General features: G+C 73.2%; 22 protein-coding genes. 11 read left to right on the top strand and 11 right to left on the bottom strand.

What is annotated here, in order from left to right; translation table 11 throughout:
• The first annotated feature begins 255 nt into the window (after positions 1-255).
• Positions 256-711, top strand: coding sequence for a helix-turn-helix transcriptional regulator (locus K7C98_RS29275; protein ID WP_224195102.1), 456 nt, complete (start codon positions 256-258; stop codon positions 709-711).
• 158 nt (positions 712-869) lie between these two features.
• Here the strand turns inward: K7C98_RS29275 and K7C98_RS29270 are convergent, their stop codons facing one another.
• Positions 870-2,780, bottom strand: a complete 1,911-nt coding sequence (locus K7C98_RS29270) for a DNA gyrase/topoisomerase IV subunit B (protein ID WP_224195091.1) — start codon at positions 2,778-2,780, stop codon at positions 870-872.
• A gap of 18 nt (positions 2,781-2,798) precedes the next feature.
• The gene (locus tag K7C98_RS29265) at positions 2,799-5,222 is read right to left on the bottom strand and encodes a DNA gyrase/topoisomerase IV subunit A (protein ID WP_224195090.1); all 2,424 of its coding nucleotides are present in this window, start codon (positions 5,220-5,222) and stop codon (positions 2,799-2,801) included.
• A 263-nt stretch (positions 5,223-5,485) separates the two neighbouring features.
• Between K7C98_RS29265 and cysC the strand changes: the two genes are divergently transcribed.
• From cysC to K7C98_RS29240, 5 genes are all read left to right on the top strand, one after another.
• Complete coding sequence (gene cysC, locus K7C98_RS29260; RefSeq protein ID WP_224195089.1) at positions 5,486-6,259, top strand: adenylyl-sulfate kinase; 774 nt, start codon at positions 5,486-5,488, stop codon at positions 6,257-6,259.
• A 176-nt stretch (positions 6,260-6,435) separates the two neighbouring features.
• On the top strand, positions 6,436-6,654 hold the full coding sequence (gene infA / locus K7C98_RS29255; RefSeq protein ID WP_096334112.1) for a translation initiation factor IF-1: 219 nt from the start codon (positions 6,436-6,438) through the stop codon (positions 6,652-6,654).
• 185 nt (positions 6,655-6,839) lie between these two features.
• Positions 6,840-8,207, top strand: a complete 1,368-nt coding sequence (locus K7C98_RS29250) for a DUF4215 domain-containing protein (protein ID WP_224195088.1) — start codon at positions 6,840-6,842, stop codon at positions 8,205-8,207.
• Between the two features lie 121 nt (positions 8,208-8,328).
• A complete protein-coding gene (locus tag K7C98_RS29245; RefSeq protein WP_224195087.1) occupies positions 8,329-9,048 on the top strand; it encodes a TerB family tellurite resistance protein in 720 nt (239 codons plus the stop codon).
• A 50-nt stretch (positions 9,049-9,098) separates the two neighbouring features.
• Positions 9,099-9,485 (top strand): hypothetical protein, encoded by a 387-nt coding sequence (locus tag K7C98_RS29240; protein ID WP_224195086.1) that lies wholly within the window; start codon positions 9,099-9,101, stop codon positions 9,483-9,485.
• A 56-nt stretch (positions 9,486-9,541) separates the two neighbouring features.
• Here K7C98_RS29240 and K7C98_RS29235 read toward each other — a convergent pair whose 3' ends face one another.
• From K7C98_RS29235 to K7C98_RS29225, 3 genes are all read right to left on the bottom strand, one after another.
• Entirely contained in the window at positions 9,542-10,597 is a 1,056-nt protein-coding gene (locus K7C98_RS29235; protein WP_224195085.1) for a D-alanine--D-alanine ligase family protein, read from the bottom strand.
• 296 nt (positions 10,598-10,893) lie between these two features.
• Complete coding sequence (dacB, locus tag K7C98_RS29230) at positions 10,894-12,471, bottom strand: D-alanyl-D-alanine carboxypeptidase/D-alanyl-D-alanine endopeptidase (RefSeq protein WP_224195084.1); 1,578 nt, start codon at positions 12,469-12,471, stop codon at positions 10,894-10,896.
• Between the two features lie 256 nt (positions 12,472-12,727).
• Entirely contained in the window at positions 12,728-12,913 is a 186-nt protein-coding gene (locus tag K7C98_RS29225; RefSeq protein ID WP_224195083.1) for a hypothetical protein, read from the bottom strand.
• A 237-nt stretch (positions 12,914-13,150) separates the two neighbouring features.
• Here K7C98_RS29225 and serS point away from each other — a divergent pair, with 237 nt between their 5' ends.
• The 4 genes from serS (at position 13,151) to K7C98_RS29205 (ending at position 17,632) form a co-directional block, all read left to right on the top strand.
• Positions 13,151-14,524, top strand: coding sequence for a serine--tRNA ligase (serS, locus tag K7C98_RS29220; RefSeq protein WP_224195082.1), 1,374 nt, complete (start codon positions 13,151-13,153; stop codon positions 14,522-14,524).
• A gap of 66 nt (positions 14,525-14,590) precedes the next feature.
• Entirely contained in the window at positions 14,591-15,607 is a 1,017-nt protein-coding gene (gene trpS / locus K7C98_RS29215; protein ID WP_224195081.1) for a tryptophan--tRNA ligase, read from the top strand.
• 188 nt (positions 15,608-15,795) lie between these two features.
• Positions 15,796-16,719 carry a GNAT family N-acetyltransferase gene (locus tag K7C98_RS29210; RefSeq protein ID WP_224195080.1) on the top strand — a complete coding sequence of 308 codons (924 nt, stop codon included), beginning with the start codon at positions 15,796-15,798 and terminating at the stop codon, positions 16,717-16,719.
• Positions 16,720-16,747: 28 nt separating this feature from the next.
• Entirely contained in the window at positions 16,748-17,632 is an 885-nt protein-coding gene (locus K7C98_RS29205; protein ID WP_224195079.1) for a hypothetical protein, read from the top strand.
• A 158-nt stretch (positions 17,633-17,790) separates the two neighbouring features.
• On the opposite strand, the gene K7C98_RS45085 is transcribed toward K7C98_RS29205, so the two are convergent.
• The 6 genes from K7C98_RS45085 to K7C98_RS29175 form a co-directional block, all read right to left on the bottom strand.
• Positions 17,791-19,512: a proton-conducting transporter membrane subunit gene (locus K7C98_RS45085; RefSeq protein ID WP_224195078.1), complete on the bottom strand. Its 1,722-nt coding sequence runs from the start codon at positions 19,510-19,512 to the stop codon at positions 17,791-17,793.
• Between the two features lie 83 nt (positions 19,513-19,595).
• Positions 19,596-21,098, bottom strand: a complete 1,503-nt coding sequence (locus K7C98_RS29195) for a hypothetical protein (RefSeq protein WP_224195077.1) — start codon at positions 21,096-21,098, stop codon at positions 19,596-19,598.
• Positions 21,095-23,419, bottom strand: a complete 2,325-nt coding sequence (locus K7C98_RS29190) for a hypothetical protein (protein WP_224195076.1) — start codon at positions 23,417-23,419, stop codon at positions 21,095-21,097. The genes K7C98_RS29195 and K7C98_RS29190 overlap by 4 nt, the downstream gene beginning before the upstream one ends.
• The gene (locus K7C98_RS29185; protein WP_224195075.1) at positions 23,419-23,679 is read right to left on the bottom strand and encodes a hypothetical protein; all 261 of its coding nucleotides are present in this window, start codon (positions 23,677-23,679) and stop codon (positions 23,419-23,421) included. The genes K7C98_RS29190 and K7C98_RS29185 overlap by 1 nt, the downstream gene beginning before the upstream one ends.
• An 8-nt stretch (positions 23,680-23,687) precedes the next feature.
• Complete coding sequence (locus K7C98_RS29180) at positions 23,688-24,179, bottom strand: hypothetical protein (RefSeq protein ID WP_224195074.1); 492 nt, start codon at positions 24,177-24,179, stop codon at positions 23,688-23,690.
• Positions 24,176-26,038, bottom strand: coding sequence for a GNAT family N-acetyltransferase (locus tag K7C98_RS29175; protein ID WP_224195073.1), 1,863 nt, complete (start codon positions 26,036-26,038; stop codon positions 24,176-24,178). Before K7C98_RS29175 ends, K7C98_RS29180 begins: the two co-directional genes overlap by 4 nt.
• Before the next feature lie 163 nt (positions 26,039-26,201).
• Between K7C98_RS29175 and K7C98_RS29170 the strand changes: the two genes are divergently transcribed.
• Positions 26,202-26,543 carry a PilZ domain-containing protein gene (locus K7C98_RS29170; RefSeq protein WP_224195072.1) on the top strand — a complete coding sequence of 114 codons (342 nt, stop codon included), beginning with the start codon at positions 26,202-26,204 and terminating at the stop codon, positions 26,541-26,543.
• Positions 26,544-26,551 lie beyond the last annotated feature (8 nt).

Raw genomic sequence — 26,551 nt, 5'->3', positions numbered from 1 at the left:
TGAGGCGTTTTCAGAAGAAAATGGGATCGACCCCTACGCGGGCTGCACTACCGGGACCGATCGACGGGGCAGCGGGCCCCAAGCGCTCACGGCCTTCGGGCCTGAACTCCATCACCTTCGAGTCACTCACGCGGAACTGGTATGCAGCTCGATAGCACCCATCAAAGCACTGTGGACACCGCCGCGCGCGGCGCTGCCAACTCATGGTCCAAAGGCCAACCCGAGGTCGACGCCAAGGAGACGCGGTCCGTGTCCATGGTCTCGGTCCTGACCGAGTTGGTCCACGGCTACCGCCGTCCGGCGGTCGTGCTCACCGAACAGGGGGCCATCCTCTGTATGAACGCCCCGGCGATGCGCGCCCTCGATCGCAAGCCGGGCGACCCGGAGCCGGCCGCCCCGGCTGACCCGAAGGACTGGCCGCGGCGCGCCACCATCCAGGCCGAGGGTCAGGTGTACACGCTGGCGATCCCCGACACCGCGATGGAGACCCAGAGCGCCGCCCCCGAGCCGCAGCTCCCCCCGCGCCTCGCCAAGATCGCCCGCCTCGTCATCTCTGGTTGCACCGACAAGCAGATCGCGACCCGCACCGGCCTCTCGTTCAGCACCGTGCGGACCTACGTGCGCCAGATCTACCGCCGGATCGGCGTTCACAGCCGCGTCGAGCTGGTCCACGCCACCAACCCGCACAGCATGACTCGCGGCCTCGACTGACCGGGCGCGGCCCCGCGGGCCCCGCGGTCGCCTGGCCGCCGCGGCTCGCGCCGCGCCGTTTGCGTGAGCGAAGAAGCAAGCACCAAGGAACAGGAACGGAAGGGCATGTCCCTCCGTTCCTGTTCTTTTTTGTCTGTCCCGAGGGACAGACCGAGGCGTCACACGTCGAGCGCGTCGGCCTCGGCCGCGCGGTCCATGATGAACGAGTAGCGCGCGCCGGCGTCCTTGCCCATCAGGCTGCTGATCGTCTGGTCGGTCTGGAGCTCGTCGCGGATCTTGACCTGGACCAGCGCCCGCTTCTTCGGGTCGAGCGTCGTGTCGCGCAGCGTCTCGGGCATCATCTCGCCGAGGCCCTTGAAGCGCTGGATCTCGGGCTTGCCGCGGCCCTTGTCGGCCAGGATCCGCTGCAGGTGGGCGTCGTCGGCGGCCCACAGCGTCTCCTTGCCGATGTCGACGCGGTAGAGCGGCGGCTGGGCCAGGTACACGTGGCCGCTGCGGATCAGCTCGCGCATGTGGCGGTAGAAGAACGTCAGCAGCAGCGTGGCGATGTGGTGGCCGTCGGAGTCGGCGTCCATCAGCAGGATAACCTTGGCGTAGCGCAGGTTCTCGAGGTTTACGTCCTTGCCGACGCCGCAGCCGAGCACCTTGACGATGTTGCCGAGCTCCTCGTTCTCCAGCACCTTTGCCAGGCTGGCCTGCTCGGTGTTCAGCACCTTGCCGCGCAGCGGCAGGATCGCCTGCGTCTTGCGGTTGCGGCCCATCTTGGCCGAGCCGCCTGCGGAGTCGCCCTCGACGATGAACAGCTCGCACTTGGCCGCGTCGCGCTCGGAGCAGTCGGCCAGCTTGCCCGGCAGGCCGAGGCGGACCCCGCCGGGCCCCTTGCGCGAGACCTGCTGGCTGGCCGCGCGTGAGGCCGCCCGGGCGCGCGCCGACGCGATCACGCGGGCGACGATCGCCTCGGCGGTGCTGCGGTTCTCGTGCAGCCACTGCTCGAGCGCCGCCCGGATCGCGCCCTCGACCTGGCCCGCGACCTCCGGGTTGTTGAGGCGGTTCTTGGTCTGGCTCTGGAACTGGGGCTCGAGCACGTAGGTGCTGAGGATCGCGACCATGCCCTCGCGGATGTCGTCGAGGCCGATGCTGAGGCCCTTGGGCTCGAGCTTGTGCGTCTGCATGTACGCGCGGATGCCCTTGCCGAGCGCCGCCCGCAGGCCCTGCTCGTGGGTGCCGCCGTCGGGCGTCGGCACGCCGTTGACGAACGAGTACATCGCGTCGTCGGTGCCCTCGGTCCACACGAACGCGACCTCGAGCTTCGGCTCGTCCGCGCGATCGAGGTAGAAGATGCCCGGGTGGATCGCCGGCTTGGCGCGCACCTCGACCAGGCGCTTCAGGTACTCGGAGATGCCGTCGGCGTGGTGGAAGGTCTCGGTCTTACCCGCCGCCTCGTCGACGAACGTGATCTTGAGCCCCTTGTGCAGGTAGCTCTTGGCCTCGAGGCGGTCGCGGATCACGACCGCGTCGAAGGCGGTGGCCTTGCCGAAGATCTGCGGATCGGGCCGCAGATACACCGTTGTGCCCGATCCGCGGGCGTTGCCGAGCTTGCGCAGCTTGCCGTCGACGACCCCGCGTTCGAACCCGATCTCCCACATCGTGCCGTCGCGCCAGACCTTGGCGACGAGCTGCTCGGACAGCGCGTTGGCGACCGCCGCGCCGACGCCGTGGAGGCCGCCGGAGTGCTTGTAGCTCTGGCCGTCGAACTTGCCGCCGGCCCCGAGCTTGGTAAACACCGCGACGATCGCGGGCACCTTGAGCTGCGGGTGGAGGTCGACCGGGATGCTGCGGCCGTTGTCGGTCACGCTGGCGCCCTTGCCGTCCTTGTCGAGCTTGACCTCGATCTGGGTCGCGTGGCCGTTGATGACCTCGTCGACCGCGTTGTCGAGGATCTCCCACAGCAAGTGGTGCAGGCCTTCCTTGCTGACGCCGCCGATGTACATGCCCGGGCGCTTGCGGACGTGGTCCACGCCCTCGAGCACCTGGATCGCCGACGCGTCGTAACTGGTTGCCTTGGCCATCGCTTACGTCCTCCCCCGCTACGCCTTCTTGGTCTGCTTCTTCGCCTTGTCGGCCTCGGCCGCCTCGAGGTCGGGCAGCGTCGGCTCGGGCAGGACGACCCGCTTGACCGCCCCGCGCTTCCACAGCTCGGCCCCCTTGCCGCCGCGCGCCGTCGCCTTGACCGCGCGGGGGCCGATCTTCATCGACCCGCCGGTGGCCTTCTCGACCTCGACCGTCGCGCTGCCCGGGAACGCCGCCGCGACCTCGTCGCCGTCGTCGAGCTTGATCAGGATGACGCCCAGACCTGGCCCGGAGAGCAGGCTGACCTCCTGCGCCGTCGAGCACAGCAGCCGCCCCGACCGCGTCAGCGCGCACACCTCGTCCTCGGCGTAGACCTTGAACACCGCGACGAACTCGTCGCCCTCGCGCAGCTTGCCGAACATGCGCCCGCGCGTGGTGCTGACCTCGCGGTGCGGCCACAGCGTGAAGCGCAGCGCCATGCCGGTGCGCGTCACCGCCAGCATGTGCGGGTACGGCTCCTCGTACTCCTCGCCGAGCTCGGGCTTCGGCATGCCGAACTCCGGCATCACCCGCGCGTCGGTGCCGACGGCCGCGACCAGGCGCTCGCCGTCCTTGAACTTGAACAGCTGCTGCACCGGCGTGCCGTGGCCGGTCGACTGCGGCACGTCGTTGATCCGCACGTTGTAGGCCGAGCCCTTGTTGGTCAGCAGGATCACCGACTCGGTCGTGCTGCCGCCGACCAGCGCCAGCGCCTCGTCGCCCTCGCGCATGCGCGTGCTGGCGAGGTTGATCGTCCGCTGGCGCTTGATCCACCCGTCGCGGGTGACCAGCACGATCGCGTCCTCCTTGACGATGAAGCTCTCGGCCGTGAACTCCTCGGTCACGTCCTCGTCGGAGATCTTGGTGCGACGCGGCTCGGCGAACTCCTCGGCCAGCGCCCTGAGCTCGCCCTCGATCTCGGCCCACAGCTTCTCCGGGCTCTTGAGGATCGCCTCGATCTTGCGCGCCGCCTTGCGCTTCTCCTCGAGCTCCTCGCGGATCTTCAGGATCTCGAGCTTGGCCAGGCGATAGAGCCGCGTCTCGAGGATCGCGTCGGCCTGGATGTCGTCGAGCTGGAACGCCTTCATCAGCTTCTGCGCCGCGTCGGCGCGGCCGTCGCTGCGGCGGATGATCTTGATCGCCTCGTCGAGCGCGTCGAAGATCTTCTCGAAGCCCTCGAGGATGTGGATCCGCTCGCGCAGCTTGCGGAGGTCGTACTCGAAGCGGCGGCGGACCGTCTCCTGGCGGTACAGCAGGAACTGCTCGAGGATCGCCGCCAGCCCCAGGCGATCGGGGCGGCCGACGTCGCTGCCGGCGATCGGCACCAGGCAGGTGAAGTCGTACTTCACCGTGACCTGCAAGCGCGTGTGCTTGAACAGGTACGCCATGATGAGCTCGGGCTCGGCGCCGGTCTTGCGGTTCAGCTCGAGCTCGATGTGGACGTCGCGCGTGCTCAGGTCCTGCACGCCGACCAGCTGCGGCAGCTTCTTGGCGGCGATGATGTCGCCGATCTCCTCCACCAGCGCCGACTTCTCGATCCCGTACGGCACCGAGGTGATGACGATGAACGTGGACTTGTCCTCCTCGCGGACCTTCCACTCGCCCTGCAGCTTGCACGAGCCCTTGCCGTCCTCGTACAGCCCGGCCAGCTCCTTGCGGGTGGCGACCAGGCGGCCGCCGGTCGGGAAGTCGGGGCCCTTGATCGCCTTGAGCGCGTCCTTGAGCGCCGCCTTGCGCCGCTTCTCCCGCGCGGCCTCGTCCTCGCGCGCCGGCGGCAGGTGGGGGATGAGCGCGATCGCGGCGCGCACCACCTCGCCGAGGTTGTGCGGCGGCACGTTGGTCGCCATGCCGACGGCGATGCCCGTGCTGCCGTTGACGAGCAGGTGCGGGAACCGGGCCGGCAGCGTGATCGGCTCCTTGCCGGTGCCGTCGTAGGTCGGCCGGAATTCGACTGTCTCTCGGGTCAGCTCGGACAGCAGCTCGGACGCGACCTTGGTCAGCCGCGCCTCCGTGTAGCGGTAGGCCGCGGGCGAGTCGCCGTCGATCGAGCCGAAGTTGCCCATGCCGTCGACCAGCGGCGCGCGCATCACCCAGTCCTGCGCCAGGCGGACCATCGCCTCGTAGACCGCCGTGTCGCCGTGCGGGTGGTACTTGCCGATCACGTCGCCGACGACCTTCGCGCTCTTGCGGTGGCGGGCGTCGTGCGTGAGGCCGAGGTCGGCGAACATCGTGTAGATGATGCGCCGCTGCACCGGCTTGAGCCCGTCGCGGACATCGGGCAGCGCGCGCGCCGTGATCACGCTGAGCGCGTAGTTGAGGTACTTGCGCCGCGCCTCCTCGGCGAGGTCACCCGGCGTGATCGGCAGCGGGCCGCCGCCCTCGTCGTCGTCGTGCGTGCGCACCACCTTGCGGCGGCCACGGCTGGAGGGCCCTTCTTCGTCAGACGTCCGGACAGTCATCCTGCGCTCCCGAGGTTGGCCGCGCGGAAAACTGCTCCTGCGCGGCCTGCGATGCCTGTCTTGCCCGCTTCCGGGCCTCCCAGGCGCGGCCGAAGGTTACCCGTGGGGCGATCCGCGTCAAGTTCCCCGGCCCGCGTCCTTCGGCGCCACCCGCGGCCGATCGGGCCTGGGCGAGGCCCCTCCGGTGTGTCATAAGTGCAATTCGCTTGAACCAGGTCGCGACCAACGTTCGCTGGCATCACGCCACCATCGGCCCCGAGGAGCGCGCACGGCGGCTCGGCCAGCGCGGCGTCGTCGTCTGGCTCACCGGCCTCTCGGGCGCCGGCAAGAGCACGATCGCCGCGCGGGTCGACGCCCTGCTCCACGCCCGCGGCCACCACAGCTACATCCTCGACGGCGACAACCTCCGCTTCGGCCTGTGCCGAGATCTCGGCTTCTCGCCGGAGGATCGGGCCGAAAACGTGCGGCGCCTCGGCGAGGCCGCGCGCCTCCTGCAGGACGCCGGCCTCATCGTCCTCGTGGCCGCGATCAGCCCCTACCGCGAAGATCGGGCCCGCGTGCGCGAGCGCTTGCCCCCCGGCGGCTTCCTCGAGGTGTTCGTCGACGCCCCGCTCGCGGTCTGTGAGTCTCGAGATCCCAAGGGCCTCTACCGCCGCGCGCGCGCCGGCGAGATCGCCGGCTTCAGCGGCATCGACGCCCCCTACGAGCCGCCGGAAGCGCCGGATCTGCGTCTGACCTTGGTTCCTCACGCTCCTGGCGGCGCGCCTTCTTCTGCCGCGGCATCTCTCGCCGCGACTCCTGCCGGCGCGACCGCGACTTCGACCTCGCCGACGATCGACGTCACGGCGGACGCCAGCGACGGCGCGTCGATCCTCCGGGATCGCAGCGTCGCTGCCGGCGCCACGGCGGACGACCACGCGGCGGCGATCGTCGGGTTGCTCGCGGCTCGCGGCCTGCTCACGCCGCCTGCGGCCACTTGAGCCCGGCCGCGGGCCGTGTTTGCGGCCGCGGCGACATCGCGCGCAAACGCACGCATCAGCCTCGTCGCACGCGCGTGACGACGCCGAGGGTCGGCTCCGTGCGTGACGGGGCTCCGCTGAAATCCGGCTTCCCCCCTGTTGCGCGTCACGGGTGAGCCCCATACTCTCCCCCGCGAATGAGTAAGGACGATCTAATCGAGTTTGAGGGAACCGTCACCGAGGTTCTCACAGGCGGTTTGTTCAAGGTGGAGATCGATCCGGACCACCACGTCCTCGCCCACCTCGCCGGCAAGATGCGGCGCTTCCGCATCAAGGTCGTGCTCGGCGACCGCGTCACCGTCGGCGTGACGCCTTACGATCCGACGCGCGGCCGCATCGTGTATCGCGCGCGTTGATCGGCGACGATCGCAGCTGTCCTTCAGGACAGCCACACGCACGCGAGCGCGGCGCCGATGGTGGGTGAGACAGTCGTGAGACGGTGATGATCCGAGCGGACGAAGCGGCGCTTCGTTACGCTCGCTCCACATGCGCGAGCCCGGGCGCGGTTGCCGGCCCCCGGGATCGGTGGTAACTGGAAAATATGGATTGGCCCGGACGCGGCGGACTACGGGTGGGTTTGGTGGCGATCCTGGCGGGCGTTGTCGCGCCGATGTCGGGGTGTTCGAACGACACCGGACAGACCCCCGACACCCACGCCACCGGCACGTTCACCGGCGACAGCGACGGCACCGACGGCACCTCGACCGGGAGCACCGAGCCGACCACCGGCACCGAGCCGACCACCGGCCCCGTCCTGCAGTGCGGCAACGGTGAGGTCGACGCCGGCGAGACCTGCGACGACGGCAACCTCGATAACTCCGACGCCTGCCTCAACAGTTGCGTGCTCGCGACCTGCGGCGACGGCTTCGTCCAGCTCGGCGCCGAGGCCTGCGACGACGGCAACTCCGACAACTCCGACACGTGCACCGCGCTGTGCCAGGAGGCGGTGTGCGGCGACGGCTTCGTCCAGCTCGGCGTCGAGGCCTGCGACGACGGCAACTCGCAGGACGACGACGGCTGCACGACCGCCTGCGAGGTGGGCGCCGTCAATCTGTGCGGCAACGGCCAGCTCGACGACGGCGAGACCTGCGACGACGGCAACACGCTCGACGACGACAACTGCCTGTCGACCTGCGTCCCCTACTCCTGCGGCGACGGCTTCACCCACGCCGTGTTCGAGGAGTGCGACGACGCCGACGAGGACGTCGATGACGAGTGCGTCGAGTGCATCGCCGCCTACTGCGGCGACGGCTACACGTGGACGGGCATGGAGGCCTGCGACGACGGCAACCTCGACAACGCCGACGACTGCCTCGTCACCTGCGAGCAGGCCAGCTGCGGCGACGGCTACGTCCACAACACCGACGAGGTCTGCGACGACGGCGTCAACGACGGCAGCTACGGCGGCTGCGCCCCCGGCTGCGCCGCGCTCGGGCCCCACTGCGGCGACGGCGTGCTGACGATGGGCGTCGAGACCTGCGACGACGGCAACGTCGTCGCCGGCGACGGCTGCGACGACCACTGTCAAAAGGAGCTGCCGCCCGAGTGCCTCGGCTACGTCTCCTTCGCCGAGCCCGACCGCGCCGCCAGCTTCAACGACGGCCCCGGCAAGGTCACCAAGTGCGACGAGCAGCTCCTCGGCAAGTGGTACCGCCTCGAGGCCCCCGCCGGCACGATGATGCCGACCGCTCCGCTCGCGAAATTCGACTGCGGCACCGACGCGCCCGGCTGGATGGTCGGCGCGCATCCCCTCGTCGACGAAGGCATCGTCGATCGCCAGGTCTGCTTCGTCTGGGAGAGCGACTGCGAGTGGGAGACCTCGATCCAGGTGCGGAACTGCGGCGACTACTACGTCTACAACTTCGCCGACCCGCCCGAGGAGTGCCTCCGCTACTGCGCGACGCAGTGAGCGCGATTCTGCTCCCGCGTCCCACAGCGCCCCACCGGGGCAATTTCTGCCGGCTTTGCGCCTCGGTCTCGGTTGACCCCGACGCCCGCAATAAGTTGTACGCTGGTCGCGGAGACGCGCGATGCACCTGACCCCCGAGCAGGAGTGGATCCTCGTCGCGTGCGGCCTGATCGCCCACGCTGACGGCGAGCTCAAACCCGGCGAGCGCGACCTGATCCTGCAGATGCTCGACGATCACCTCGACGAACGCGAGAGCCGGCGCTATTTCGATATGCTCGGCGACCTCGACGCGCTCCACCGCACCTTCGAGGATCTGCCGCCGCCGCTGCCCGCCTTCACCGAGACCACGCTCGAGCGCGCCTGGGCCATGGCCCTCGCCGACGGAGAGGCGAGCGCCGCCGAGGTCGCGGTCATGGAGAAGATCGCCGCGCAGCTCGGCGTCACGCCCAACGAGCTGGCGCGCTGGCGCCGGCAATGGACCGAGCAGGCCGCCGATCTCGGCGAGCACATCGCCGCCTTCGCCGCCGTGATGATCCACCACGACGGCGTGCTCGACCCCGACGAGATCGATCAGTACCGCGCCCTCCTCGACCGCCAGCCGCTCACGCCCGGGCGCCGCGACGAGCTCGCGCGCGAGTACCTGGCCCGGCCTCCGCAGCTCGACCACGTCGGCGCCCGCCTCGCAGCCCTCCCGCGCGAGCGCCGCTACGCCGTCCTCCGCGCGATCGGTCCGCTCGTGTCCGCCTCGAGTCAGCCCGATCTCGGCCGCGACTTCTTCCTCGAGCTGGCCACGTTCGCCGCCGTCCCGCGCGACCAGGCGCTGCGGCTGTTGTTCACCTGAGTCGGCCGCCGCAACTTGCCCGGGCGTCACGGCGCGGGGACACTGTGGACATGCCGGATCACGAGCCCAGCGCCCCGTCCGCGTCCGACACCTTGCTGTGGCCGATCGACCGCGTGCTCTTGCTCGGCTTCGCCCCCGCCGGCCTGGCCACCGCCGCCACCCTGGTGGTCCTCGGCCTGCTCCATCGGACATGTCCCGATGCACACGAGGCTCTCGTGACCGCCCTGTTCGTCGGCCAGGGCGCGCTGTGGCTGGTGTTCGCCCCGGTCTACCTGCTCGGCTGGGTCCACCACCACCCGCGCCGCGCCGTCGCCGAGACCGGCTGGCTCGGCTCGGCCGCCCTCGCCGCGCTGATGTGGCTGCTCAACATTTTGATCTTCGCCGCCCTCATGGCCGCCTTCGGCTGGGGCGAGCGTGTCCCCTGGGCCATGCTCTGAAGCTCCTGTCCGCAAGGACAGGCTAAGACAGCCCGCGCGGCACGGCCTGCGCCGGCTCAGCGCGTCACGCTGAGCTTGCTGCGGGCCGCGTGGTGCGTCAGCGCCAGCTCGCACAGCTGGCCGATCAGCTCGGCGTACGGCACGCCCGCCCGTTCGATCAGCTTCGGGTACATGCTGATCGTCGTGAAGCCCGGCATCGTGTTGATCTCGTTGAGGTAGGGCTGGAGCGTCGCGCGGTCGACCAGGAAGTCGATGCGGGCCAGGCCCTTGCAGCCGGCGACCCGGAACGCGCGCAGCGCCAGGTCCTGCAGGCGCTGGGCGACGGCGTCGGGCAGGACCGCGGGGATCTGCAGGGACGCCGCGTCCTTGAGGTACTTGTTCTCGTAGTCGTACCACTCGCCCGAGGGCAGCCCGATCTCGCCGGGCGCGCTGACGAGCGTGTGCGCGTCGCCGTTGCCGAGCACTGCCAGCTCGATCTCGCGGGCGTCGATCCCCTTCTCCACCACCAGCTTGTCGTCGTAGCGGGCCGCCAGCGTCAGCGCGCGCCACAGCCCGGCCTCCTCGTCGACCCGGCTGATCCCGACCGAGCTGCCCTGGTTGGCCGGCTTGACGAAGCACGGGAACCCGATCTCCTCGACGATCGCGTCGCAGATCTCCTGCCGCTGCCCCGCCGTCCCGAGCCCGTGGGCGTCGACCTCGAGCCACGGCACGATCGGGATCGCCGGCGACTGCGTCCCGAGCACGTGCTTGAGCAGCGCCTTGTCCATGCACAGCGCCGACGCCAGCACCCCCGAACCGACGTAGGGCAGCCCGAGCACCTCGAGCAGCCCCTGGAACGTCCCGTCCTCGCCGTAGGGCCCGTGCAGCACCGGGAACACCAGATCGGGCGCCAGCTTGCGCACGTCCGACACCGGCTCGCCGCTCTCGATCACCGCCTCGAGCGACCCATCGGTCGGGCCGGTGTACCAGCCGCCGTCGCGGCGGATCCCGAGGAGGACCGGCGTGAACTGCTGGTGGTCGATGGCCTTGAGGATCTCGGTCGCGCTGCGGAGCGAGATCTCGTGCTCCGAGCTGCGACCGCCGAACACGATGAGGAGACGTCGGGCTGGCATGGGCGGGTGGACGCTACCACCGCGCGTGCGGTGGCGAAACGGCGGCGTGGGACGGACGCGCCGGCCCGGGCGCCGCATTCCCGGGATCACCGGCCGCGCCCGCCGTCCGATCTCCTGGCCGCCCGCCCCTCGCTCGAGCGCTGGAGCGGACCCGGGCGCAGCCCACCCTCGGGGCGGAGCCGGGTCGTCTCGACCATCACCTGTCGCCTCGAACAGGTCTCATCGCACCTGTCCAATCGGACCTGTCACAATGAACCTGTGTCATTCACCAGGAATCAAGGCACATGTCGGAGCGGTCAGCCGGCGTCGAGGTGGGCGAGCAGCGCCAGGACGATGCGGTCCTGCAGCCGGCGGCTGCGCGTCATCGCCAGGTTCTTGCCGTTGATCAGCACGCTGAAGCCGAGCGCGCGACGGCCGTCGGGCGTCGCCGCGATCCCGGACAGCGCGCTCACCCCCCCGATCGTCCCAGTCTTCCCGCGCACGCGTCCGCGACCGGCGGGCATCCGCAGGCGCAGCGTGCCCTCGCCGCCGGCCCCGGCCAGCGCCGGCACGATCGCCGCGGCCGCGGCCCCCTCGTCGCGGGCCAGCGCCAGCACGCGGACCAGCCCGCGCGCGCTGACCCGCCCGCGCAGGCTCAGGCCCGAGCCGTTCTCCGGCTGCAGCTCGCGCGGGTCGTTGCCGGCCGCGCGCCAGAACGCCATCAGCGCCGCGCGCCCGTTGTCCCACGAACCTGGCTCTCCGGACATCCGACGCCCGAGCGTGCGCAGCACCTGCTCGCTCGTGAAGTTGTTCGAGTACTTGAGCGCGCTGGCCAGGATCTGCGACAGCGGCGGCGACACCTGCGTCGCCACCTCGCGGGCGTGGGCCGACGCCGCCCCGCGCTCGACCGGCAGCAGCGGCCCCCCGAGCTCCTGCACCACCGCCGCGAACGCCTCGCCGGTGAACCGTCCGGGGTCGCAGATCCGGCGGCGCACCGTCGTCGCGCGTCGCGGTGCCGCGCCGGTCACCGTCAGCGTCGTCCGCCCGTCCTCGCACGTGCTCGTCACCTCGAGCTCGCGCCCGCGGCGGGCCTTGGCCCGGCTCACCACCGTCACGTGCCCGCTCGCCGGCGTCACCTCGACGTTCACCGCCGTGCCGTCGGCGCGGACCGTCGTCTCGACCGTGTTGAAGCTCAGCGACAGCGCCCCGCTCGGCGCCAGGTAGCTCGGCCCCGGCCCCGGCGGCTCCTCGTACCCCGGGCCGAAGCGCTCCGGCGAAAACGCTCGCTCGTCGATCACGATCCGCCGCACCCCCGCCAGCGCCCCGGCGGCCAGCGCCTTGCTGGCCAGCGCGTGCAGCCCCTGGATCTGCAGGCTCGGATCGCCGTCGCCGATCAGCACCAGCGCGTCGCCGTCGCGGACCAGCCGCGTCTCGAAGCGATAGTCGGGCCCGAGCAGCTCGAGCGCCGCGACCGCCGTCAACACCTTCTGGTTCGACGCCGGGTTCAGCCGCGCCGTCCCATTCTGGTCGAAGAGCCATGTCCCTTCGTCCAGGTCGGCCACATGGACCGCCACCCCTGAGCCCGCCCGGCGGACCAGGTCCGCCAGCTTGCGGCGCAGCGCCGCGTCCTGGCCCGGGTCGGCCGCCCACTCGCGCGCCTGCGCGCGCTGCGACACCTCGGCCAGGCGCGCCGCCACCCGCTGGGGCCAGGTCTGCGCCGCGAACGGCGCGCGCGCGCGCGGGGCCACCACCGGCGCGTCCGGCTCGACCACCCCACGGATCGACTGCGGCACCGGCTCCTGCCCGTGCGGACGCGGACCTGCCGTCGCCAGGCCCGCGTAGGCGGTGATCAGGGCGAGGGCGAAGCTTGCGAGCTGGGGGAAGGAGCGGGTCACGGCAGGTATCCCACCATGGCGCACCTGCCCCCCTGGGCTCAAGAATTCGGAATTTCCCGCCGCGCCCGGCTCATGCGCAGCCGCGAAGTCGACCGGAACCGCAGCACAACGCCGTTCCCGCGAGCTCTCCACTCGAACGGACCGGCCCGCGCGCGACGGCGGTTCGGACAACGCCGGCCGCTCGCACCGAACGGCCGACCCGCAATCCGCGCGGATTCGCGCAACCTGCCCATTCGGACAGGCTACGCCCCACCGACTAGCCCTTGTCGGTCTTCTTCTTCGTCTTCGCCTTCTTGCTGCCGGACTCGGCCTGGGCCTGCTGCTTGTTGGCCGCGCGGGTCGCCTTGACCTCGGCCGCCTTGCGCTTGAGGCGGGCGATCAGCTTGTTCCGGCTCCGGCGCTGGCGCATCTTCGGCGTGTGGCGGTTATCTCCGTATCCCATGGCGGCAAGGACCCCTTGTAGTGGCGGCGAAATTGGTGTGCGGGCCCGCAGAACGCCGCTGAGCGGGCCCGTAGCCGGCGTCGAGGCCGGCGCTTTGGAGGCGGCGTAGAATGCGTGAGCCGCCCCGCAGGGTCAAGCGCTGATTTCCGCCGCCCCCTCCCCGACCGCCACCGCGTCCCGTTCCCCCGCGCCCGGACCCCTTCCCCCGCGCACCGGGCCTGCTAATGTCCGCGCCCCATGCTCGACATTCACGTCCTCCGCGAAGACAGCGCCCGGATCGCCCAGAACCTGCGCGACCGCCACGCGCGCGTGTTCGAGGACCTCGCTCCCGGCAGCGCCGCCGATCCCGCGGGCGCCGACTGGGCCGCGCAGACGGTCGCCCGCCTCGTCGACCTCGACGCCGCCTACCTCGGCCTCCTGCGCCGCCAGGACGAGCTCCGGCAGCAACAGAACCAGACCAGCGCCGCCATGAAGTCGGTCGGTTCGCTGCCCAAGGAGCAGCAGGCGGCCGAACGGGCCCGCCTCATCGAACAGGGCAAACAGCTGCGGACCGACGAGAGATCTCTCGTCGACCAGACCGAGGCCGCCCTGCGCGCCCGTGACGAAGCCTGGGCCCGCGTCCCCAACCTCACCCACCCCGACACCCCGCGCGGCCGCACCGACGACGACCACCGCGAGCTGCGTCGCGTCGGCACCCCGCGCGACTTCGCGGCCGAGGGCGTCACCCCGCGCGACCACCTCGCCATCGCCGAGTCGCTCGAGCTGGTCGACTTCGACGCCGGGGCCAAGGTCGCCGGCCAAAAGTTCTACTACCTCAAGCACGAGGCCGTGCTCCTCGACCTCGCCCTGCAGCACTTCGCGCTCGCCGTCGCCGCCCGCCACGGCTTCACCCTGCACACCACCCCCGACCTCGCGCGCGACGAGATCCTGCGCGGCCTCGGCTTCCAGCCGCGCGGCGAGTCGACCCAGGTCTACAGCGTCGCCGACAGCGACCTCTGCCTGGTCGGCACCGCCGAGATCACGCTCGGCGGCATGCTCGCCGACGCCATCCTCGAGGAGGAGCAGCTCCCGCTGCTGCTCGCCGGCCTGTCGCACTGCTTCCGCACCGAGGCGGGCAGCGCGGGCCAGGAGTCGAAGGGCCTCTACCGCGTGCATCAGTTCACCAAGGTCGAGCTGTTCGCCTTCACCACCCCAGAGCAGAGCGAGGCCATGCACGAGCGCCTGCTCGCCATCGAGGAGGAGATCTTCCAGGCCCTGAAGATCCCCTACCGCGTCCTCGACATCGCCAGCGGCGACCTCGGCGGCCCCGCCTATCGCAAGTACGACCTCGAGGCGTGGATGCCCGGCCGCGGCGCCCACGGCGAGATCACCAGCACCTCGAACTGCACCGACTACCAGGCCCGCCGCCTGCGGATCCGCTACCGCCCGGCCGGCGACGGCAAGCCCAAGCCGCGCCACGTCCACATGCTGAACGGCACCGCCGTCGCCACCTCGCGCGCCCTCGTCGCCATCCTCGAGAACTACCAGCAGGCCGACGGCACCGTCGCCGTGCCCGAGGTCCTGCAGCCGCTGGTCGGCAAGCCCGTGATCGGCCCGCGCCGTCGCGCCTGAACTTTCTGACAGGTCCTCTCCGACAGGTCCTTTCCGCCAGGTCTCTCGCAACAGGTCCCCCGCGCCATGTCCGCAACGCCACCTCCCGCACCGCGCGTGCTGTCGGGCATCCAGCCCTCCGGCGCGCTCCACATCGGCAACTACTTCGGCGCGATCGTCCAGCACATCGCCCTGCAGGACCGCTACCCGGGCCAGGCGTACTACTTCATCGCCGACTACCACGCGCTCACCACCCTGCGCGACCCGGCCAGGCTGCGCGAGAACGTGTTCGAGGCGGCGGTCACCTACCTCTCGCTCGGCCTCGACCCGGCCAGGTCGCTGCTGTTCCGCCAGAGCGACATCCCCGAGGTCCACGAGCTCGCCTGGCTGCTCGCGTGCGTCACCGGCTTGGGCCTGATGGAGCGCGCCACCAGCTACAAGGACAAGATCGCCCAGGGCATCAAGCCGAGCGCCGGCCTGTTCAACTACCCGCTGCTGATGGCCGCCGACATCCTGATCTACGACGGCACGCTCGTCCCCGTCGGCAAGGATCAGCTGCAGCACGTCGAGTTCGCCCAGGACATGGCGACCTACCTCAACGAGGCCTACGCGGCCGGCGGCCCGCCGCTGCTCGTGCGGCCGGAGGCGCTCCTCGGCACGGCGCCGATCGTCCCCGGCTCCGACGGCCGCAAGATGTCCAAGAGCTACGGCAACCTCATCCCGCTGTTCGAGTCGGGCAAGAAGCTGCGCAAGCTGGTCGGCCAGATCGTCACCGACTCGACCCCGCTCGGCCAGCCGCTCCACCCCGACACCTGCAACGTGTACGCCCTGCTCAAGCTGTTCGCCGACGAGGCCGAGCAGGCGCAGATCGCCGGGTGGTACCGCGCCGGCGCGCGCGACGGCCAGCCGTTCGGCTACGGCCACGCCAAGGTGCTGCTCGCCGACAAGATCGACGCCCACTTCGCGCCCGCCCGCGCCCGCCGCGAGCACCTGCTGCAGCACCCCGACGAGGTCGAGGCCGTCCTGCGCGACTCGGCCGCCCGCGCCCGCCCGCTCGCCCGCGCCACCATCGACCGCTGCCGCCGCGCCGTCGGCCTCGCCTGAGCGCACGGCCGACGACCGGACCGTCGACCTCGCCTCGAGTCCGCGGCCCGTCGTCCGCCTCCCCTCGCCCGCGCCGCCGACGACCGCTGCGGCGCCCTCGGCCTCACCGGCGCACGCGACCCATCGTCTCGCCCCGGTACCCGGCTCGGCTCGCCGGACGGGTGCGCCTCTGCCAGACTCGCCGCGGCATGAGCTTCGAGCTCCGCAGCCTGCGCGGCGTCGGCGTCGAAGCGCTCACGCGCCTCGCCGAGGCCATCTTCGGCCGCGGCGACCGGGCGCCGGGGTGGTTCGCCCGCAAGCTCGCGCGCGAGGGCGTCGACCTCGACCTCTCGGTCCTGGCCGTCGCCGCCGGCGCTCCAGGACATGTCCCCGAGGACATGCTCTTTGGGTACTTACTCATCGGCCAGGACGCCGGCGACGTCCTGGCCCACTCGGCCGGCCTCGGCGTGATCGCGGCGCGGCGCGGCGGCGGCCTCGGACGGGCGCTCGTCGAGGCCGCCGCCGCGCGCCTCGCCTCGCGCGGCTGCGAGGCCTTGCGCGTGCTCGCCGAGCCCGAGCGCGAGGGCTTCTACGCCCGCCTCGGCCTCCGCGTGTCCGCTCGCCGCCTCACGCTCCTGGCGCATGGGACAGCCTCGATCTCGCAGGGCCACCTCGACCGTGAGCTCGCCGACCACGCCAAACAGCCGTGGTCCCCGGCCCCCACGCCGAGCGACGCGCTCGAGGTTTGCGCCTGGCGTGCGGGCGCGTGGGCTCGCACACCCCCCGCGGACGCGGCCACGCTGGAGCCGATGCCCGGCGTCTGGGCTCACGTCTCGCGCGAAGGTCGAGCGCTGCTGGTGCAGCGCCTGCTCGTCGCGCCCACCCTCGATCCGCTGACTGCGGTCGCGGCCCTGCTCGCGCGCACGCCCACGGGCATGCCGCTGCTCCTGTACGGACTCGACCCGGTGAGTTCGATCACCGCCGCGTTGCTGCGCCGCGACCTCGTCGACGTCGACGGCGACCCGCACACGCCGGTGCAGCGCCGCCGCGAGTTCCACGTCGCGCAGCGGTTCGCCGCCATGGATCTGCCGCTCGCACGGCGTCTGGACAACGTCCGCGGCTGCGATGGATGATGCGCGCGGACCGTTCCGGAGCTGCACAGTGACTCTCGCGCATAACCTCGCTACATCCGCCGCCTTCGTCCTCACCACCATGCTCGCCCTCACCGCCTGTCGCGGCGACGACCCTGCCGGCTCGGCGACCGACACCGAGTCGCCGACGTCGAGCTCCGGGGACACCACGACCGGGACGACCACCACCCCGACCACGAGCACCACCGAGCCCGGCACCACCGGCGACGAGAGCACCACCGACGACACGCCGACCACCACCAACATGTCGGCAGGCTTCATCACCACCCAGACGACCGCCGACACCACCGGCCCGGGCATGCCGCAGCAGAACGGTGGCATGTGCACGAGCGACGACGACTGCGTGTCGATGAACTGCTACACGAGCCCGCTGTTCCCCGACGGCGGCATCTGCTCGGAGTGCAACGAGGACTCCGACTGCGTCGAGGCGGGCACCGGCATCTCCTGCTCGCTCGGCCCGAGCGGGGCCACCTGCGCCGCCGGCGGCTACGGCAACCAGTGCATGTCGCAGGAGGCCTGCCAGGACGGCCTGATCTGCGGGCCCGCCGTCGACATCCCGATCCCCGGCATCATCCCCGACACCTGCGGCGAGTGCGAGTCCTCGGGCGACTGCGACATGGGCATGATCTGCACCCCCGAGCTCGACTTCGCCTCGTTCAGCGGCGCCAAGAAGTGCGTCGCCCCGGGCAGCGTCGAGAACGGCGCCCTGTGCCCGCTCGGCGAGGACGACGCCGACGACGCATGCGCCTCCGGCCAGTGCGCCGAGGTCGACGTCATGGGCTTCTTGACCCTCGGCGTGTGCGGCGAGTGCAAGACCGACGCCGACTGCATGAACGGCACCTGCACGCCCGGCTCGATCGGCCAGGGCGGCGTCGCGGGCAGCGTCTGCCAGTGACCCGCGGCCGCTGAGCCCCCCGAGGCCCGCTGGCGCCCGCGGGCCTCTCTCGCGCCCGCGACGGCCCTGTCCATTCGTACATGTCCCCATGACCATGCAGCGAGCGGCGCCCACGCCGCGGCCGCTGCAGCCTCACCAGCAGGGCCTAGCTGTACCCGTCACCGCTCGGCCCGCGACAGCCACTCGCGCCGGCTCTTGCTGCCCGGCTGGAACGCCACGCCCGCGGCTGCCTCTTCGAACATGCTCCATGCGCCCTGTGCGAAGAGCCCTGCCCCGACGAGCATGCTCGCGAGGACAGCCGCCACCACCAGCCCGCCCCGGCGCGGCCGCGGCTGCGCCGGCTCGCCGGCCGCGGGCGTCAGCGCGGCCAGCAGCGGGCGCAGGCAGGCCCACGCCACCAGCGCCGTCCCGAGCGCGGCCGCGGCCGCCATCGCCCGGACCAGCACGTTGCTGTTCTCGAGCACCGCCGTGAACAGCCACCAGCGCGCCGGCAGCCCGCCGGTCGGCGGCGCCCCGGCCAGCGCGAGCGCGCAGATCGCCAGCGAGATCGCCAGGACCGGGCTGCGCCGGACCGCGCCCGCCAGGTCGACCAGCCCGCGGCCGGCGTGGACCGAGCCGGCCGCCGCCATCGCCGCGCAGGCGGCCAGCACGAACACCGCGTGCCCGGCCACCGCGGCGACCACCGCCGCCTCCGCCGCGGCGTGGCCCCACGCGTAGTGGTCCGCCACCTCGAGCCCGCCCGCGCGCAGCCCCGCGTGGGCGACGAAGTTCGCCGCCGCGGCGACTGCCAGCAGCGTGAGCCCGACCTGCGCCGCCCCGGCCCACGCCAGCAGGCGCCGCAGATCGGAGGCGCGCGCCGCCCGGACCCCGCACACGACCACTGACAAGCCGCCGAGCACCGCCGCCGCGGTGCCCCAGCCGTACGGCGCATAGACCACGCGCGGGGCGTGCAGCGCCGCCACGAACACCCGGATCAGCGCCGCCACCGCGGCTGTCCGCAAGACCAGCTCGGTCGCCACCCAGCCGCACAGCCCCGCGCGTCCGGCCACCCGCGTGCGTCCGACCAGCAGCGGCACCACCCCCGCGCGCACCAGCAGGCCCGCCAGCACCAACAGCGCGCCCGGGATGAACAGGGCCGCCGGCGCCATGCCCTCGACCGCCGCGTCGCGGGCGTGGGCGATGAGCCCCGCCGGCATCGCCTCCTTCGCCTGCAGCACGTCGACCGCCGCCTGGGCCGTGTGCGCGCCCCAGCGCAGGAACACGGCGCCCACGCGCCCGCCGAGCTCGTACAGCCGCGTCGTCCCGGTCGCCGCGATCACCAGCCCGATCCCGAGCCACAAGATCGCCGCGCCCACGCCCTGTCCCATGAGCCAGGTCCGCGCCGACTCTCGCCCCGCCGCCTCCGCCGCCTCCGCCGTCTCGCCCTCGCGCCCCGCCGCCAGGCACAGCCCGCCGGCCAGCGTCGCCAGCTCGAGCCCGACGATCAGGCTCGCCCAGTCGCCGGCCCGCACCGCCAGCATCGCCCCCGCGCCGGCCAGCAGCAGCATCCCGCGCCCCCACGCCGCGCGCGGCTCGGCGCCGGGTCGCGGATCGGCGAGCACCGCCGCCAGCAGCACCGTCACGATCAGCGCGTCGAACAGCGCCGCCAGGCGATCGACCACGATCGCCCCGCGCGCCTGCAGCTCGCCGATCAGCTCCGGCGCCGTCAGCCCCGCCAGCGCGGCGGCCAGCGCCAGCGCCAGCCCGCCGGCCGGCACCACGCGTCCGAGCGCGACTCGCCCGAGCGCCGCGGGTTGTCCCGCCCGCGCCGCGAGCAGGCTCAGCACGCCCCACAGCCCGACGATCAGCGCCGAAGCGAACGGCACCAGCGCCTCAACCACCGTCCGGCCTCCTCTCGCGCGGCGAACCCAAGCGCGCCGACCAGCCCCGCACGCGCCTCGCGTCCTCTCGCGGCCGTCGCGTCTCAATCACCGCCCGGCCTCCTCTCGCGCGCGCTGGCCTGGGCCGCGCGCAGCCCCGCCAGCGGCGACTCGCAGCGCGTCGGGACCACGTCGGGCAGCAGCACCGGCACGATCCGCGGATCGACCACCACCAGGCAGCGCTGCAGCGCGCTCGCCCCGACCCACGCCTCGCCGGCCTCGGTCAGCCGCCCGAGCACCAGGCCCGGCCGCGCCACCGCGATCGCCAGCGCGAGCGCCAGGATCGCCGTCGACCAGCCGGTGAGGACATGTCCGTCCGACCCTGTCTCTCTGACCATGTCCCCGGCGACATGCTCCTTCGCACCTGTCCCACGGACCATCGCCGATCCGGCCAGCGCCAGCGCCAGCGCCGCCCCGCAGGCGCACCACGGCCCCAGCGCCCCGAGCGTCAGCTCGGCCGGGCGCAGCGCCGCGATCACGACCAGCGCCCCGGCCAGCGCCCCGGCCAGGCCGAACACCGCGCGCACGAGCGGCCCGCCGCGTACCAGCCCCGGCTGCCCGAGCCCGGCGATCGCCGCCAGCAGCAGCGCCCCGCACAGCCCCTCGTGGGCCAGCGTGGTGACCCCGACCGCCGCCAGGCTCCACGCCACCAGCGCGACGCGGGCCGCGCGGCGCTCGGGCTCCGCCTCCGCCCGCGCCGACAACCCGGCGTAGATCGCCCCGATCGTCGCGACTCCGGCCAGCCACGGCGCCGTCACTGCCGCCCCGAGCGGGGCCAGCGGCGCCCACACGCGGATCAGCGCGTCGAGCCCCAGCCAGCGCACCGGCCCGGCCAACAGGCGCGCCGCCCCGCGCGAGGCCACGGCTATCCCTTCGACCAGCCCCGCGTGCAGCGGCCACAGACCGAGCGCCAGCGCCCCCGCCAGCGCCAGCCCCGCCGCCAGCCCCGCCGCCGTCGCCTCCGGCACGCGCACCGTCGCCAGCTCGGCCAGTCCCGCGCTCCACGTGCCGCTGCTGCCCGCGCGGTAGGCCACCGTCAGCCCCGCCCCGGCCAGCAGCACGGCACCTGCCCCGACGGACAGGATCAGCGCCAGCGCCCGGCCGGCGATCCGGCCCTCGGCCTCGCTCGCGCGCGCCGCCAGCAGCCCGAGCACCAGCGCCGGCGTCAGCGCCCAGGCGGCCGCGAGCAGCAGCACGTCGTGCGCCAGCAGCCCGAGCAGCACGGCCCCCTGCAGCGCCAGCAGCCCGGCCAGGCGAGCGCGCCGGCGCGTCTCTTCCTCGAGCACCGCCAGCAGGCCGGCCACTGCCGTCACCACCAGCCCGATCAGCGACAGCGGCCCCGTCGCCAGGCGCAGCGCCACCCCGCGGCCGATCCAGGGCACCTCGATCGCCGGCGCCCCCGCCGAGCCGACCAGCACCGCTACCAGCACGATCGCCGTGGTCGCCAGAGCCACCGTTCGCGCGGCCCGCCGCGGCAGCACGAGGATCGCCAGCGCCGCCGCCCACGGCAGCCCCGCCACCAGCCGCAGGTCGGCCAGCGCGCTCACGGACGGCCTCCGTCGCCAGCCGACTTACCTGCCCCGTCGGGCATGTCCCCTGCGCCAGGACCATCTGCCCCTCCGGGCATGTCCCCTGCGCCAGCCGCGGAGCCACCCGAACCACCTGCCCCTCCGGGCATGTCCCTTACGCCAGCCTCAGGACCACCTGCCCCTCCGGGCATGTCCCCGACGCCAGCCGCGGGTCCACCCGAATCACCTGTCCCTCCGGGCATGTCCGCCGCGCCAGCCACCGCTCCGCCCGCCCCGCCTGCCCCGCCGGGCCTGTCGGAGGCACCAGCTCCGCGCCCCTCACCACCTGCACCTTCGGGCATGTCCGCCGCGCCAGCCGCAGCGCCGCTCACCGCCTCTGCACCACCTGCCTCTTCGAACAGACTCGACGCGCCGGCCGTCTCGCGGGGGGCGGGCGGCTCCCCGCGGGGTGCGGGGCCGCTCCCGCCCTCCTCCGGCTGCGGCGCCTGCCCGCGGACGCTGGTCCCGGCGCTCGCCTCGGCCGCGCCCCGCCGGACCCCTGCCATGGCGGCGTCGAGGCCGCCGAGGTCGACCGGGTGGACCCGCGTCGGCCCGAGCACGATCACGTCGGGGTTGCAGTACACCGAGCCGAGGATCGCCAGCGTCCCCACCACCGCGAGCAGCAGCGGCCCGCGCACGTCGAAGCGCCCCGGCGCGACCGCCAGCCGCTCGTCACCTGGCCACAAGGTCAGGCGCCCGACCAGCCGCTCGCCGAGCCGCAACAGCCGCGGGATCGTCGGCCCGGCCGCCCCGGCCGTGCGCGTGCGGATCTGCGACGGACGCGGAGCGATCCGCGGCGCCACCGCCAGGCCGACCGCGGCCGCCCCGGCCACCAGCGCCGCGCCCACACCTGCCCCGACGATCAGCGCGTCCGGTCGCGGCCCCAGGGCGTACTCGCCCTCGAACATGCGTCCCGCCACGAACAGCGGCCACATCCGCGGCGCCAGCGGCCACAGCCCCGCCACCGCGGCGGCGAGCGCCAGCGCGACCCCGACCCCGAGCAGCAGCGACGGCGCCTCCGCCGGGCTCCAGCCTGGCCCTTCGGTCCTGTCTGCAAGGACATGCCGCAGCCCGACCGCCAGCCCGCCGACGCCGACCAGCGCCAGCGCCGGCGCGACCGCATTGATCCCCGACGACCACGCGCTGAGGTCGTTCCACAGCGCCGCGATCGCGGCCCCCAGCGCCGCCACCAGCCCGACCGCCGCGATCGCCACGATCGCCGCCCGGACCCCCTTCGGCGCCGCCAGACCGACCAGCGCCGCCGCCCACGCCAGCCCCGTGACCCCCAGCAGCTGCGCCGCCGCGATCGGCTCGCCGATCGCGACCGTCGCCGCCGCGATCGCCAGCGTCGTCTGCGTCCCCGCCGCGATCACGCGCCCGCCCGCGTCCGCCCGCGCCGCCTGCAAGCCCGTCCACGCCGCCGCGCCCGCGGCCGCCAGCGTCAGCAGCGCCAGCGCCGTCGGAGCCAGCGCCATGGCCACCTGCGTGCGCAGCAGGATCACCCCCAGGGCGGGCGCCGCCACGCAGGTCGCCACCAGCGCCGGCGCCGGTCCCTCGGCCCACGCGCGCGCCAGCAGCCGCGGCCACGCCAGCAGCCAGGCCAGCGCGGCCGTGCCCGCGGCCGCCGTCGCCACCACCCCGGGCGCGAGCGCGAAGAACGGCCCGCCGATCCGCCCGCGCACCAGCTCCGAGCCGTCCTGCCCGAACGCCGCCCGCTCGATCCGCACCAGGTCGAGGTCGCCGGCGGCCGCCAGCCAGGCCAGCCCGGCGATCGCCAGGCCCGCCCCCGCCAGCCCGATCAGCCATGTCCGATCGGGCATGCTCTCGCGCACATGCTCCTGGGGCCATGCCCTCAAGGCCAGCACCATCGCGCCCAGCCCGATCGCCAGCTGCGCCAGCGTGCCGGCGCTGGCGAGCACCAGCCCGCCGCCGCCGGCGAGGGCGATCCGGGCGCCCGGGCGTCCGCCGCTGCCTGTCCCGAAGGCCATGTTGGCGACGACCCCGAGCACCAGCGCCGTCAGGGCGACCGCCGCCAGCGGCAGCCCGAGCGCGTCGATCTGGAGGACCCAGTCGATCGTCGTCGTGCGGCCGACGCGGAGCCACTCGAGCCGCTGCGCCAGCAGGTCGCGCTGGCTCGCCTGCCACAGCAGCAGGATCGCCAGCACCGCCGCCGCGAGCGCGGCCTGGGCCGTCGCCGCGCTGGCCGCGGCCGCGCCCCAGCGGCGCTCCACGGGCCCGACCAGCCCGACGAGCGCGAGCCCGACCGCGGCCGGGAGCAGCATCGCCGCCAGCGCCCCCATCACGACCCTTCCCGGTCGGGCGCCTGCAGCGTCGCCAGCACCACCGCGTAGGCGCCGGCGAGCGCGAACAGCAGCGCCGCGAGGGCGTGCACGTCGGCGAGCGCCCACGCGCGCGCGGCCCCGACCAGCAGCGACGCCGCGCCGATCAGCATCACCGCCAGCGACAGCGCGCGGCCCCAGCCGTCCCGACGCAGCAGCACCCCCGCGAGCCCGAGCAGCCACAAGCCGCTGGCCAGGTAGTAGGCGTGGGTGATGGGCACGCGCGGTCTTATATCCGATGCCGCGGCGGCCCGGCGCACGCGGCCGCCGCCACAACGATCACGAGCCCGATCCCGAGCAGGCCCGGCGCGCCGGCCAGGGCGCCGGCGAGCCGCGGCAGCTCGCCCCAGTCGCTGCCCGCCGGCAGCTCGCGCCCGGCCCACACGAACTGGCGCGCCCACGTGCCGACCAGCACGAACACCAGGCCCGCCAGCGCCGCCAGGGCCGCGGCGATCCGGCGCGCGCCGAGCGGAGCCGGGCTGTCCGCCGCGTCTGTCGGCGCGTCGGCGCGCCCCGGGCCGCGGACCACGCCCAGCACCAGCGCGGCGGCGCCCACCGCCGCGACCGCGACCAGCGCCAGGCCGGTCGCGGCGTACAGCAGCATCACCCCGGCGAGCGCCGGCGCGAGCAGCAGCAGCGCCGACGCGCTCCCGCGCCACACCGCCGCGCCACCGGCCACCAGCGCGGCCGCGGCGAGCGCCGCGAACACGGCGCTCGTCATGACCCTCGCTTGTAGCTCGGATCGATCTTCATGCACACCCCGCGGTCGCCGAGCACGAAGTTGGGGTCGCGGCGGATCTGCGGGTCGATCTCCTCGACCGACGCCGGCGTCGCGCCGAGCTTGCCGGCGAAGAAGTCGGTCGCGTCGGTGGTGACGAGGTAGACCTGCTGGACCCCGAGCATGCGCGCGCGCCGGAGGATCCCGTCGGCCAGCATCCAGCCGAGGCCCTCGCCGCGGCGCTCGCGGTCGATCGCCAGGTTGAACAGCAGCGCCTGCGCGCCGACCATCCGCAGCGACACGCAACCGACCACCGCGCCCTCGGGCTCGCGGATGATCAGCGTCTCGGTGGTGTCGCCGGGGATCGTCGGCGCCAGCCCGTACGACTGACACAGCGCGTGCACGGCCGGCAGGTCCTCCGGCGTGGCGAACATGACCGCGTCGCCGAGCGCCTTGAGGATCTTGTCGCCGAGCCCGCCGAACGAGCCCGACGTGAGCAGCAGGATCGTGTCGCCGGGTGCGGCCTCGGCGAGCACCGCCTGGGCCAGCTCGTCGACGTCGGTGTGGGCGGTCGCCTCGACGCCGTGGGCCGCGATCGCCTTCGCCAACTGATGTGGGTCGAGGCGCTGGTCGGGTGGGATCTTCTCCGGCCGGAACAGCGGGCCGACGAGCACGCGCGACGCCGCGGCGAAGCTCTCGGCGTAGCCCTCGGTGAACACGGCGCGCCGCGACGACGCCGAGCGCGGCTCGAAGCACACGTAGAGCGAGCCGTTGGGGAAGCGGCGGCGGATCGCCGTGGTCGTGAGGCGCACCGCCGTCGGGTGGTGGGCGAAGTCGGTGACGACGCGGATCCCGCTGGCGATGCCGAGCAGCTCCTGGCGGCGCTTGACGCCGAGGAAGCGGCGCACCGCGTCGTGCAGCGCCGCCACCGACGCGCCCTCCATGCGGGCCACGGCCAGCGCCGCGAGCACGTTGCCGAGGTTGTAGGTGCCGACCAGAGTGGTTTGGAATTCGCCGAGGCTGGCGCCGCGCTCGAACACCTCGAACACCATCATCCCGCGGCCGCGCTTGGGCTCGACGCGGCAGGTGTAGTCGGCCGAGCGCGGGTCGTCGTCGCCGCTGCCGCTGCCGTCGAGCACGCGGTAGGTCGTCACCTTGCAACGGGCCGCGCGCGCCACCTCCATCGCCCCCGCGTCGTCGGCGCAGACCACCAGGTCGCCCTCGGGCGGGATGAGCTCGACGAAGCGGACGAACGCCGCCTTGACCGCGTCGAGGTCGGCGAAGATGTCGGCGTGGTCGAACTCGACGCTGGTGACGATGGCGCGGAACGGCCGGTAGTGGAAGAACTTCGAGCCCTTGTCGAAGAACGCGGTATCGTACTCGTCGCCCTCGAGCACGATCGACGGCCCGCGGCCGAACAGGTAGCCGCGGCCGAGGTTGATCGGCACGCCGCCGACCAGCGCGCTCGGCTGCTGGCCCGCGACCTGCAGCATCCACGTCAGCAGCGAAGACGTCGTCGTCTTGCCGTGCGTCCCGGCGACCACCAGCGGGCGCCGCTCGGGCAGCACCACCTTCTCGAGGAGTGACGGGAAGCTCTCGAGCGCGAGCCCGCGCGCCTGGGCGCCGACGACCTCGACGTGTTCGCGGCCGCACACGTTGCCGACCACCACGAAGTCCGGCTCCCAGTCGAGGTTCTCCGCGGCGAAACCTTCGAAAACCGGAATTTTCGCGGCGGCGAGCTGGGTCGACATCGGCGGGAACAGCTGGGTGTCGGACCCGCGGACGTCGTGCCCGGCCTCCTGCAAAAGCCCCGCGAACGCACCCATACCGGTGCCGCCGATGCCGATGAGGTGGACCTTCAAAGCGGCGGCAAGGATGGACCTCTCCCGCGCGGACGGTCAAGCCGGCGCCTGGGTGCGACCGGACACACGCGCGGGCTGATTGCCTCTGGCGCGCCCCGCGATTCGAGACACAGAAGGTAGAGCGTCGCTGGTCGGCGCGCACTCGGGAGCCGGTGGCGATGCCATGGGAGATCTGACCGTCCATCCTGAGCGCCGTGCCTTCCCGCGCGTGCGCGTCCGCATCGAGTCGCTCGTCTCGACCCCGAACGGGCCGATCCGCGGGCAGACCATGGACCTCTCGGCCGGCGGCGCCTTCGTCACCACCGCCCGCGCCGTCGCCGTGGGCACGCCGGTGCGCCTGACGATGCACCGCGGCGCGGCCAAGAACCCGCTCGTGCTCGACGCCGAGGTCGTGCGGGTCGGCGGCACCCGCGAGGGCCGGTTCGCCGGCCTGGGCCTGCGCTTCGTCGGCCTGTCCCAACTCGAGGCCACGCTGCTGCAGGCCATGCTCGGCAGCGCAGCCTGAGCTATAGA

It is taken from the genome of Nannocystis pusilla (assembly GCF_020073745.1).
In the GTDB taxonomy this organism is placed as follows: Bacteria; Myxococcota_A; Polyangia; order Nannocystales; family Nannocystaceae; genus Nannocystis; species Nannocystis radixulma.
This window is presented reverse-complemented; position numbering and strand designations above follow the sequence as displayed.